Origin of the sequence: Roseateles aquae (assembly GCF_032337115.1) — a bacterium.
GTDB lineage: Bacteria > Pseudomonadota > Gammaproteobacteria > Burkholderiales > Burkholderiaceae_C > Roseateles_C > Roseateles_C aquae.
Genome location: NZ_JAVXZY010000008.1, coordinates 1 through 12052, shown reverse-complemented (window position 1 = coordinate 12052; position 12052 = coordinate 1). Strand labels below are relative to the sequence as shown.

At 62.2% G+C, this 12052-nt stretch carries 10 protein-coding genes and 1 tRNA gene; 5 read left to right on the top strand and 6 right to left on the bottom strand.

Annotation, left to right across the window (positions count from 1 at the left end; translation table 11 throughout):
- Positions 1–87: 87 nt before the first annotated feature.
- Together rpmA and rplU are read right to left on the bottom strand one after the other, a co-directional pair.
- The gene (rpmA, locus tag RQP53_RS17705) at positions 88–345 is read right to left on the bottom strand and encodes a 50S ribosomal protein L27 (protein ID WP_315652008.1); all 258 of its coding nucleotides are present in this window, start codon (positions 343–345) and stop codon (positions 88–90) included.
- Positions 346–379: 34 nt separating this feature from the next.
- Positions 380–691 carry a 50S ribosomal protein L21 gene (gene rplU, locus RQP53_RS17700; RefSeq protein WP_315652007.1) on the bottom strand — a complete coding sequence of 104 codons (312 nt, stop codon included), beginning with the start codon at positions 689–691 and terminating at the stop codon, positions 380–382.
- 316 nt (positions 692–1007) lie between these two features.
- On the opposite strand from rplU, the gene RQP53_RS17695 reads away from it, so the two are divergent.
- From RQP53_RS17695 to RQP53_RS17675, 5 genes are all read left to right on the top strand, one after another.
- Entirely contained in the window at positions 1008–1937 is a 930-nt protein-coding gene (locus RQP53_RS17695; protein WP_315652249.1) for a polyprenyl synthetase family protein, read from the top strand.
- Positions 1938–2017: 80 nt separating this feature from the next.
- Positions 2018–2094, top strand: a tRNA-Pro gene (locus RQP53_RS17690).
- Positions 2095–2717: 623 nt separating this feature from the next.
- A complete protein-coding gene (locus tag RQP53_RS17685; protein WP_315652006.1) occupies positions 2718–3020 on the top strand; it encodes a helix-turn-helix domain-containing protein in 303 nt (100 codons plus the stop codon).
- 10 nt (positions 3021–3030) lie between these two features.
- Complete coding sequence (locus RQP53_RS17680; protein ID WP_315652005.1) at positions 3031–4389, top strand: HipA domain-containing protein; 1359 nt, start codon at positions 3031–3033, stop codon at positions 4387–4389.
- 420 nt (positions 4390–4809) lie between these two features.
- The gene (locus RQP53_RS17675; protein ID WP_315652004.1) at positions 4810–5523 is read left to right on the top strand and encodes a 4'-phosphopantetheinyl transferase family protein; all 714 of its coding nucleotides are present in this window, start codon (positions 4810–4812) and stop codon (positions 5521–5523) included.
- A 12-nt stretch (positions 5524–5535) separates the two neighbouring features.
- Here RQP53_RS17675 and RQP53_RS17670 read toward each other — a convergent pair whose 3' ends face one another.
- From RQP53_RS17670 to RQP53_RS17655, 4 genes are all read right to left on the bottom strand, one after another.
- Entirely contained in the window at positions 5536–7182 is a 1647-nt protein-coding gene (locus RQP53_RS17670) for a cyclic peptide export ABC transporter (protein WP_315652003.1), read from the bottom strand.
- A gap of 44 nt (positions 7183–7226) precedes the next feature.
- On the bottom strand, positions 7227–8939 hold the full coding sequence (locus tag RQP53_RS17665; protein WP_315652002.1) for a hypothetical protein: 1713 nt from the start codon (positions 8937–8939) through the stop codon (positions 7227–7229).
- Positions 8936–9805 carry an ATP-binding cassette domain-containing protein gene (locus RQP53_RS17660; protein WP_315652001.1) on the bottom strand — a complete coding sequence of 290 codons (870 nt, stop codon included), beginning with the start codon at positions 9803–9805 and terminating at the stop codon, positions 8936–8938. Before RQP53_RS17660 ends, RQP53_RS17665 begins: the two co-directional genes overlap by 4 nt.
- Before the next feature lie 8 nt (positions 9806–9813).
- The coding region (locus RQP53_RS17655; protein WP_315652000.1) for a thioesterase domain-containing protein at positions 9814–12052 on the bottom strand (2239 nt) is incomplete at its 5' end.

Below are 12052 nucleotides of genomic sequence, written 5' to 3'. Positions count from 1 at the left end.
ACAAAAGCCCCGGACTAGCCGGGGCTCTGGTCACGCGGTGTGGCCGGCTGCTGCCACCGCACCGCGAACACGGGTCGAGTCAGAAACTCAGACCGGCGTGACGATGACCGTCGAACGGTTTTGCTCGCCCTTGACAGCGAACGACACCGTGCCGTCAACCAGCGCGAACAGCGTGTGGTCCTTGCCCATGCCGACATTGGTGCCAGCGTGGAACTTGGTACCGCGCTGACGCACGATGATGGAACCTGCAGAGATGGTTTGGCCGCCGTAGACCTTCACACCCAGCATCTTCGGTTTGGAGTCGCGGCCGTTTCGTGTGGAACCGCCGCCCTTTTTCTGTGCCATGGATTACTCCTTGAACTGTTGGCGAAGCGAGGGATCAGCCGTTGACCGCGCTGATTTCCAGCTCGGTGAACGTTTGACGATGGCCCTGGCTCTTCTTGTAGTGCTTGCGACGACGCAGCTTGAAGATGCGCACCTTGTCGTGCTTGCCATGTGCCACAACAGTGGCTTTGACGCTTGCGCCAGCAACCAAGGGAGTGCCAACCTTCAGTTCAGCGCCGTTTCCGACAGCCAGAACTTGGTCGATCACAATCTCTTGGCCAACATCCGCAGCAATCTGTTCTACCTTGATCTTTTCGCCAGCAGCAACTTTGTATTGCTTGCCGCCGGTTTTTATGACCGCGTACATATCAGCCCTTTCAGTGAAACACCTGCGATTCGCCAGCCCAACTTCTCGACCGGCAATGCAGGAACATCTACGCCAAATGCGCAGAGCCCGCGAGTTTAGCATGCGTGCTTTCCCGAAGCAAGTGGACACAGAACGACGCCGCCTACCTTCAAGGCGGGCACACATCAACAACAGAGCGCTCACCATTGGTGACAGTTTGCGATGGCACTAGTGCAAGCTTTCTATAATCAACGTTTCGCCCCAAAGTGAGCCGAGAGTGCAAGACCTGTCTGCCTCCTCCCCTGTTGCCGATGTACTCGCCACCCTGAACAAGGAAATGGGCGAGGTGGACGCGGTGATTGCCCGCCGCCTGAGTTCGGACGTTGCACTGATCAACCAGATCGCCGGCTACATCGTTCACGCCGGCGGCAAGCGGATGCGACCGAAGCTGGTGCTGCTGTTCGCCAATGCACTGGGCTTCACCGGACCTGAGCGATTCGAACTCGCTGCAGTTGTCGAATTCATCCACACCGCCACACTGCTTCACGACGACGTGGTTGACGAGTCGTCGTTGCGGCGCGGCAAGCAGACGGCGAACGCCTTGTTTGGCAATGCGGCCAGTGTGCTTGTCGGCGACTTCCTGTATTCGCGCGCCTTCCAGATGATGGTGTCGACGAACCGGATGCGCGTGCTCGACGTGCTGGCCGAGGCCACCAACATCATTGCAGAGGGCGAGGTTCTGCAACTGATGAACATGCACGACCCAGACATCAGCGTGGACGCCTACTTGCGCGTGATCCGCTACAAGACCGCCAAGCTGTTCGAAGCGAGTGCGCGCCTCGGCGCCGTACTTGCCAATGCCGACGCCGAGACCGAGGAGGCCTGCGCCGGCTATGGCCGCGCCATGGGCACCGCCTTCCAGTTGATTGACGACGTGCTTGACTATGAGGGCGATCCTCAAGCCCTGGGCAAGAACGTGGGCGACGATTTACGTGAAGGCAAACCCACCCTTCCGCTGCTGCTTGCCATGGAGCGCGGCAGCGAGGCGGATCGCCTTCTTATCCGTCACGCCATTGAACATGGCGAGGTCGAACGCCTGGCCGACATCGTCACCATCGTTCGAAAAACCGGCGCCCTGGACGCCACACGAGCGGCCGCCCGCAAGGAAGCAGAGCTTGCTCGAGACTGCCTAAATAAAATTCCTCTTAACAAGTGGCGAGAAAGTCTGCTAGAATTCGCAATTCAGTCAGTTGAGCGATCTTTTTGATAAACAATTAAGACGCTCACTGGCTTCACAAGCTGAGGCGGCACAACTTGTTGGCCATGATTCCTCAGCACTGTGATCATCGGGGTGTAGCTTAGCCTGGTAGAGCGCTACGTTCGGGACGTAGAGGCCGGAGGTTCGAATCCTCTCACCCCGACCAGAATTTTCCTTGTTCATCAAGGACTTGCAGAAGCCGCGGACTCCGCGGCTTCTTGCATTTCGGGGGTGCTTGCACCAATTCTGTGCCACGGAACAGCTTTGCTTGGCACAGAACGCCCAGAGTGCGCGAAGGCGTCCGGTACCGCGTAAGTCTAGAACAATGACTTGACCTAGGTACCAAGCGTCAGGTCCGAGACCTTCTCAATGTTCGCGACCCGCTGCACGTCCAACGTGTCGACCGGCCTGCCCAATTCATGGTGTGCCAGCAGCGTCTACATCAGCCGCTCGCACTGCTGCAGACGCAGCATGCACCGTCTTCTCGGCCAACGCTGAACGTCAAGCTGTCCTTCAGGCCTGTGTTGGTCATTCATCGCGAGCCCCTGGTCAATGTTCCGGTCATCGAGTTGCAGCCCGCACTTGAAGGTCCTTTCTCAAAGGGGCCGCACCCGACAACAATATGTTTCGGAAATACAGAAACATACCTGCTTGTGCGCCATCCATTTCACAAGTTTCCGATTTTCCGAAACTCTAATTGATGAGTGGACGCAAAAGCACTACATTTCGGATTATCAGAAATCAGTTCATGCAGCCCTGCTCAAAGGGAATCTCAACTGAAACTCCGAAATGACCAACACATCCAGCCGCCGACCGACCCTTCTGAAGTCCGCTCCTGAGTTGGGCCCGGTTGTGCGCGAGCGCCGCAAGTCACAGTCATTGCGCATCGACGATGCCGCTGGTCTGCTGGGCGTGTCGGTGGACCTGATGTCCCGGCTCGAGAACGGCCAAGGGTCGGTGCGCTTGGACAAGGCGCTGACCGTGCTCGACGGTCTGGGCCTGGCGCTGATGGTGCTGCCCAAAGAGCACCCCTGGGCCCGCGAGGCTGCCACAAACAGCCCGTCGATGCCTGTCAGCGACCCTAAGGCGTGAGGCGACAGGCATGACCCACGCACTGCATGTCTGGGCGGAAGAGACCCGAATTGGCAGCATCGAACACGAGGGGCGCGATGACCGCTGGAGCCTGAGCTATGCCGAGCCCTGGGCTGCCGACGCCCAGTCCTACCCACTGTCACCGACCCTGCCCTTAAGGCGTCCGCCGGCCGACTACCCATCTGCTTCCATCAAGCGCTTCATCGAGCATCTGTTGCCCGAAGGCAGGGCCCTGGATGTGGCGGTCGCCTACAACGGCCTGGCCAAGACCAACATCTTCGGTCTCATCTGGGCACTGGGCGCCGAGACTGCGGGCGCTCTGCGCTTCACAGGAGATGCTGGCGCGGCACAGCCGGCGGGTGAACCCGTCCTGCGAGAAGTCTCCCGGCAGGAACTCGACCAACGCATCGCCGAGCGAGACCACGTGCCGCTGACGGTCTGGGATGGCAAGGTGCGCATGTCGGTGGCCGGCCTGCAGGACAAACTGCTGGTCTACCTCGACCGACCACTGAACGACGGCGGGCGCCTCTTCCTGGTGGATGGGCAGCGCCTGGCATCGACGCACATCCTCAAGCCCGACACCGACAACCCGAAGACGCCGCACCTGGCGGTCAATGAGCATTTCTGCATGTCACTGGCCCGCCGCATGGGCCTGCCAGCTGCTGAGGTGGCTCTGCTGCGCACGCCCCGGCCGGTGCTGGTGGTGCGACGCTTCGACCGCGAGGTCGAGAACGCCGGCGGCCAGCCACAGGTTCATCGCCGGCACATCATCGACGCTGCCCAAGCCTGCGACCTGCCCGTGGCCTACAAGTACGAACGCAACCTGGGCAGTGCAGAAGCGGTGCGCCACATCCGAGACGGCGTGAGCTTCGAGCGCCTGTTCGGCTGCGCCGACATCACGGCCAACAAAGCCGCCGCCAGGCTGGCCATGCTGCGCTGGGCACTGTTCCAGTTCCTGATTGGCAACAGCGATGCGCACGGCAAGAACTTCTCGTTCTTCGTCCGCCCGGGCGGCCTGCTGGAACCGACGCCTTGGTACGACCTGGTGAGCGTCCTGCAATACGATGGGTTCGACACCGAACTGGCCATGGCCTTTGGCGACGTGTTCAGCCACGCCGAGGTGTCGCCCTTCGCCTTGGCAGACTTCGCCGCACGATGCGGCATTGACCGCAAGCTGATGCGCCGGGAAGGCCAGCGGCTGGCAAAGCTGGCCGAAGCGGCGGCCCTGGCTCAGGCTGAAGCCGCCGACTACGAAGGCGAGGCCGAGCGCGCCTTCGTACACGGCATCGCCGGTTTTGTGGCGGAACAGGCCCAGCGGCTCACACAGTTGGTGGCGGACGCCGCGAGCTTGAAAGACGAGTACCTTTGAGAACAGAGCGAAGGCCCCCGCAGCTTGCGCTGGCAGAGGCCTACACCACGGGTCGAATTGCACCTGCAGCCCACGGGAGCAGGTCGGACTGTCCCTGGCTGGTTACCTCGTTACCAGTGCCGCGACCGAAACGGGTTTGGCAATCTCGGCCGCCTCGAAAGCGTAGCGTCTAGGACGTGCATGCTGACCAGCATTGCTCGGCATGCAGGCTGCAAGACTGGCGCGCCTCAAGAACCAAGCGCTGCACCCGAGGTCTTCAACCGCTTTCGCGTTGCCGCCTTCCCGGCGGCAAGGTTGATGCAGCCACGAGCCAAGCTTGATGCGCCGCGCTGCTGCAGCATTGCGGGAACGCCGCGAGCCTGGCCAGATGTCCCCTTGAAACCATGGTTCTCCGTTTGCGCCATCTAACATCGCGAAATCATGTCCACACGCGCCCCCGAATCCTCTCTCTGCCCCTTCAGGCTGCTGCTCCCAGACGACGTCGCGATCGCGCAGGCGGATCGCGAAGAACACTGGGACCGCGGCCTGATGCCGGAAGAACGGGCGCTCGTCGAGCGTGCCGTCGCCAAACGTCAGCGCGAGTTCACAGCCGGGCGCAATTGCGCGCGGACCGCCATGCGGACGCTGGGACTGTCTGAAAAGGACTTGGGTGCCATCGGCGTTGGGCGCCATCGTGAACCACTCTTCCCAAGCGGCGTGATCGGTAGCATCACGCACACTGACGACTTTTGTGCGGCGGCAATGTCACGCACCGGAGGGGCCATCGCCAGTCTCGGCATTGATGTGGACGCAAACACGGCCCTGGATGCCGCGCTCGTGCCCATGGTCATGCAGCCCGACGAGATGGCAGTTTGGCAGGAGGCCGTGCCGACCACTTGCCATGCAGCAATCCTCGCCTTCAGCATCAAGGAAGCCTTCTTCAAGGCCTTCTTTCCGCTCTGCCAGTGCTATCTCGAGTTTGGTGACGCACGGCTCGTCCCCACCAGCAGTGGCACCGGCGCCGACGGCATCGGCCGAGTCACGCTCACGGTACCTGACCGGCGGCTGGCAGCGCTACTCGACGGCCTGCGCATCGACGGCCGCTACACGTTCGACGCACTGCGCGTCTACAGCGCGGTAACGCTGCTGCGCTGATGTGCGTATGCCTCAGGCAGCCGCTGCAGCGTAGTCACGATGCTGGCGGCGATCGGCACGGATGTGGCCTTCACTGAGTTCGACGATGCGATCAGCACAGCCAAAATAGGCATCGTCATGGCTGATCACAATGACCGTCTTGCCCTTAGCCTTCAACTCGGGTAGCAATGTTTGGTAGAAGACTTTCTTGAATGCAGGGTCCTGGTCGGCCGCCCATTCGTCGAACAGGTAAATCGGCTTATCGTCGAGGTAGGCGGTCAACAGTGCGAGCCGCTTCTTCTGACCGCTTGACAACTCAATCGTTGAGAACTTGCCATCGGCCAGGCGCACCTTGCGGTCCAGCCGCAGCTTCTTGAGATAGTCGTCCGCCTGCGCGGTGATCGCTGCCGGATCGATGCCGAGTACGTACTCCATCAGATGGAAGTCGGCAAACACTGCTGCAAAGTGATTGCGGTAATCATCGACATTGCCTTCGTGGACAGACTGTCCATGCAGAAACACCCCGCCTGATTCGGGCTGGTACAGCCCAAGCAACAGCATCGCAAGGGTCGTTTTGCCACTCCCATTACCGCCACAGATGAACAAGACCTCGCCTTTGGCGATCCTGAGGTTGACTGGTCCGAGCATGAACGGGGTCTCGCCAGATTCGTTGTGATAGTGGTGGCAGACATCACGCAGTTCGACAAGCGTCGCAGTCGAGCTGCCCGGCTGGGGCTCGAGAATCACTTCGCGTTGAAGCGGCTGGGCTTCAATGTCGCTTTCGAGTTGGCGGATTTTGCGCAAGGCGACCGAAGCCTGACCGAGTGCAGGCACGGCGTTCATCATCTGGCCGATGGGCCCCACCAAATAGAGCAGCAGCACGGTGACCGTCGCCAGCGTCTGCGCATCTTGAGGCAGCCAGAGCGGAACAACAAACAGCATCACGCCGATGACGATGTAGAACATCATGTCGCCAACGTTGGTGATCAACGTGTAGCTGGTCCCCCCCTTGATCGAAAGATCGCGCAGCGCGCGTACATCTGCGGCAAGCACCTGATCAACGAACAGATGGCCGCGCTGCTTGTTCAACTGCAGTTCGCGACTGCCCTCGATCAAATCACGGAAATGACGAAAAACGCGATCCAGGCGCTCGCGCATCTGCCGCAGCAGGGCAAACGGGATTTGCTGGGCAACGCCAAAAGCGACCACGCAGACGATCAGCGTGGCCAGCAAGATGCCAAACAGGCTTGGCGCCAGCCAGCCGAGATAGGCAAAGCACGCAATCACGATGATGCCGTCGGTCAGGATATGGGGCGCGATCTGCAGCGCGCCAACAAATGTTTCGATATCCCGTGTGAGGATGGCCATCAAGGCCGGTTTGCCGAGCTTCTGCAGTTTCTGCGGCGGCGTATCGAGCAGCCGCTTGCTCAGTTCGATACGCATGCCGAGCACGGCATCCTGGGCCATGCGCAGCATCGCGATCTGAGAGATTGATCGCGTCAACAACAAGGCCAGACACAGGCCAAAGAACTTCGGCGCGAGACTGGCCACGCTGCCGCGCATCCCCTCGTTGATGACGGCGATAAGGCTCGCACCACACAGGCCGCTTAACGCGGCAAACAGCCCGGCCGCGAAAAACAACTGTTTCGATTGTCGAAACAGAAACTTGATCAGATCCATGAGGTCAACCCTGATTGAAAGACAGATTGGGGCACCGCAGCGCTTCAAGTGCGATGGCGAACGGCTAGCTGGATGAAATACCCGGCCATTGCCAGGCCGGCGGCTACCGCCAACTCGGTCACCAGCATCGCTGTGGAGACCGGGTGGCGGCTGCCGAGCCAATCGAGCGCCGGCAGCTCACTGAGACGATCAAGAATCAAAGCCCCGAGCAAGAGCAGGAACAAGAACGGCCGCGGCACGCCTGCGAGTCGGCCGAGCAGCGTGGCGGCCGCAGCAACAGCCGTGAGTACTGCCAGCAGCGCCAGCGCCGCGACCGGATCGCGCAGCAAACGCGCGAGCAGGAAGGTCGCAGAAAAAGCGACGCCGAACAGCAGCGCTGCCAAGAGCTGGCGCCAATGACGACGCCAGGTTCCTCCCGGTGCGCAGGCGCTCAGCGGCGACCAGCCGTCTTCGTGTTCGCGGGTGCTGACTGTGCTGATCGCACATCCCCACAAGACCAGGCAAATGAGCAGGGGGCCACCCCCACCGGGCGCGCTCTCGTCGCCCGTCCCGCCAAACGCCGTGAGACCCAGCAACCAGCACGCGGGCAACAGCAGCATGATTGCAGGAGAAACTGCCAGCGTCAGCGCCATCTCTGCCACCACCTGGCCGGCCAGACCACTGCTGGTGCTGAGCCGCGAAGCCAGGCCAAACAGCGGCCGCACGAGTCTCAGCAATGGCGTCAGCAGCCGGTTCAGCAGATCGAGTGGCGCATTGAACTGCCCGAACGCCGCCAGCAGCCGCTGCCATGGCACAGCACGGGCAGCGCCCAGTCGCGTCATGACGCCTGGGCCATCCCGCTCAGCCGCCATGAAATTGCCGCTGCCGCGCAGCCGGTCGTTCGAGTAGCGGTGAAAGACAGACGCGGCGAGCACCAGCGGGATCAACGCAAGCAGAGCGCACAAGGCACGCTGCTGTATCAGAGCCATTGTCCAGAACGTATCCGGCAACTGCACGAAGGCCAGGCCAGGCTCGACGGAACTGCGACCACCCAAACTGATATCGACGGTGCCGAACAGCTGTGTCAGCTGAACCGCCGCGCTGTAGTGCCCGGCAAAATCAAGGAGCAGCAAGGGATTTGAAGCTGCTGCCGCACCACGCCAGAATGGTTCCATCGCAAACGCGCTCATGAACCACAAGGCAAAGAACAGCAGGTCTCCGAGCCGTCCAATCAGGGCGGCCCACGCGTCGCAAAGTACCGCCATGCTGGCTGCGAACAAGATCGCCGGTGTGCCCAACCAGCACCAGGCCTGCAGATAGGCGGCCGCCTCGGCGGGCACTTGCTGCCAATTCAGCTGGCGGCTGTGCAGGACCAGCACAGCGGCAAGTGAAGCCAGGCTGAGCATTGACACAGCGAGTACCGCAGCAAGCCAACGCCCGAACAGCAAGCCAAGGTTGCCAACCGGCAAAGCCGCGACGATGGCGCCCAAGCCGCTGGTCCAGTCCTGCCTCACCTGCCCGCGAACGACGATGAAACCAAACAGGCCTATCCATAGCGGCAACTCAGAGCCATAGGCCAGCGCGAGCATGGCCGAATTAGGCGCCGCGCTGGCCGAACCGACACGCAACATCGTCGCGCCATCCTCGGGTGCTATCCACAGCAGATGAACAAGCACAGCCAACGCGACGACAGCGAGCCTGAAGTGCCAGCGCCCAAGGTGGCGCCGCAAGTCGTGCCCGATGATCGCGTGCGTAACGCGAGCGAGGTCGGTCCTCATGCGGTGCTCTCTCGGTTCAACCTCGGGAAAGCCAGCAGCGCATCTTCCAGACTCGGTTCTAGCGGCAGGGCCTGGGCACAAGGGCGCTCGCGATGCGCCAGGCGCAGGTCAACGCCGCCGCTGTGTTGCAGCACATGCAAGACATGCACTGATTCACGCAGCTCCTCGTAATGCTGTTGCGTCGTGCTCAGCGACCAGATGTTGCCGCGCAGCTGCGCGAGCAGACGCTGTGGCTCGGTCTGTGCAAGCAACTTGCCACGATCCATCACCAGCAGTGCACTCGCGATATTCTCGATGTCCGAGACGATGTGGGTCGAAATCAGCACAAGCTTCTTGCGCCCCAACTCAGCCATCAAGGCACGAAAGCGCATGCGTTCGTCAAGGTCCAGACCGGTCGTCGGCTCGTCGACAACAACGAAGTCCGGGTCACCGAGCAGCGCCTGGGCGATGCCCAGGCGACGCCGCATGCCGCCCGAAAAATCGGTCATGCGACGCCGCGCGCAGTCTTGCAGATTGACAAGCTCAAGGCACTGCCGCACGCGAGCCGGATCGCGCACACCCTTGAGCGCCGCCAGATAGGCCAGGAAGTCCTGCGCGGTCAGATTGGCCTGCGCGCCGAAGTTCTGCGGCAGAAAGCCCAGACGCTGGCGCATCGCATCGGGTCTGGCAACGATATCGACACCGTCGAACAGGATCTGACCCGCCGTCGGCCTGCTCAGTGTGCACAACATATCGAGCAGCGTTGTCTTGCCGGCGCCATTGTGGCCAATCAGCCCGACAACACCACGCTCGAGCGTCAGCGACACATCGTCGACGGCCCGGACGTTGGGCGGATACACCTTGACGAGATTCTTGATGTTCAGCATGGCTACTTTCAGATCGATCGACTGCTCTCGAAGGCGTCACGCAGCAGAGGTCCGATGTGCTCGGCCAGCGCTTGTACATGAGGCGCGGATAGCAAAGTCAGGTGGTTACCCGGAGCGTGCCAGAGCTGCAGCTGAGGCGCATAGTCGCGCCAGCGGCGCGCGACCTCAGCGTGATCGCGTTCCGCGTCCGCCGGCCCGCTTCGGCTGACAGCATTGGCGACCACGACATGAACCGGCCGCGCATACCCGGTCGGCGGGCACCAGCTCGTATTGATGTTAGCGAAAAACACCTGAGCAACGCCGCGCAACAGCGTGAGATCGGTGCGCGCCGGGAGCACCCGCCGCTCGATCAAGCGCTTGCGAAGCAGCTCGAGCCGCTCACGTTCGCCGAGTGGTTCGAAGTCGCGTGCACTCAGGCCGAGCGGCTTGTCCACGGTCAGGTCGTACAGGGAGACGAGCCGCTCGAGCGCCTCCGTCGGCGTGTGGTAATGCACATCGTCCTTGTCGCGAGGTCCGCGCGAATCGAGGATGAACAGTGATGCCGGCGGCCGTCCGATCGCTTCGAGTTGCCGCGCCATCTCCGCAGCAATCCAACCACCAAAGGAATGCCCGAGCAGATGCACAGGCCCGCTCGGCACGATCTCTTCGATCGCGCGCACATAGGCACGCGCCGCCGCTTCAACACTGCTGTACGGCACCTGCGTGCCGCACAGGCCGCGCGCTTGCAGGCCGTAGACCGGCTGATCGGGCCCGAGCGCTTGGGTCAATTGCGCAAAAGATGTCACGCTAGCACCGGCACCAGGCATGCAGAACAGTGGCACGCGCCCTGCACGACCACGTTGAATGAGCACGAGCGGCTGATGCGCCGGCGCTGTCATGCACTGCCCCGCGGCGTCAACAAGCGCCGCCGTGATCGCCGTACCGAGCGCGTCGATGTGGCCCTCTTCCATCATGCTGCGATGGTCACCTGGGACCGTGCACTGCCGCAGTGCGGCACCGTGGCGTGCGCCCCAACCAAGCGTACGGTCATCGCGTTTTTGTTCCCGCGCAGCAAACAGGGTGAAGGGCAAGGGCAACACCGGCGCAACGTAGTTCCACACGGCTCGCGCCAGGCCATGGCGAACTGCCAAATGCCGGTGCAGCACGTCGATGTCGACCTCGGCTGGAAACAGGCCGGCGTGCTGGCACGTCTCCAGCATTGCGTCGAGATCGCCAGCATCACGCATCGCGACCATCGGCTTGACCGTCTTCGCCGGCAGTTGTTCGACGGCCGCATGGTAGAGATACCAGGCCGGGTCGACCAGCTGACGCGCGTCGCGCAACTTGTCGCGGTAGTTGGCGAGCGTATCCATCACACCAAGGAACTCGACGCTCTCATCGGCGCCAAGCAGCTGGTGGCAGATCTCGAACGCGATGGTCCCGCCAATCGACCAGCCCGCGATGCGGTAAGGTCCATGCGGCTGAACGCGCTGGATCTCTCGCACATAGTGATGCGCGATCTCCTCAACTGACTGGCGCGCCGGTTCGCCGCGCAAGAAGCCGCTGGCGGCAAGACCGTAAACGGGCAGATCGCTGTCGAGTACGGCCGCCAGACGCCGCGCATAGTCGACCTCCCCCTCGCCAGGATGAACGAGGAACAATGGCAGTTGCCGACCTTGTCCACGAATCGTCACCAGGCTTGTCGATTCCTCGCCGAGGCGCCGCCCACCGATGTGCTGAGCGAAGTCGGCCAGCACCGGTGCAGCGAAAAGCGTGCGCAGCGGCACCTCGATTGCCAGCACCTTGTCGATACGCGCCATCAGTTGAACGGCCAGCAGCGAATGGCCACCGAGTTCGAAGAAGTGGTCGTCACGGCCGACTTGGTCACGCCCCAGCAGTTCACACCAGATCGCCGCGATGGCGGCCTCCAACTCGCCTCGCGGCGCTTCGTAGGCACTGGCAGGGACTGCTTGCTGATCCGGCGCCGGCAACGCCTCCCGGTCCAGCTTGCCGTGCGCCGTCAGCGGGAAGGCCTCGAGCACGACGAAGGCACTCGGCACCATGTACTCGGGCAGCTCGCCCGCCAGTGCGGCGCGCAGCCTGCTGATCTCGATGCCCTCGCCCGTCACATATCCCACAAGTCGCTTGTCAGCGCCTGCATCCTGACGCGCCAGCACCGCCGCCTCGCGCACGCCCTCACAGGCCGCCAGGCGCGTCTCGATCTCACCCAGTTCGATACGGAAGCCGCGAATCTTGACCTGATGGTCG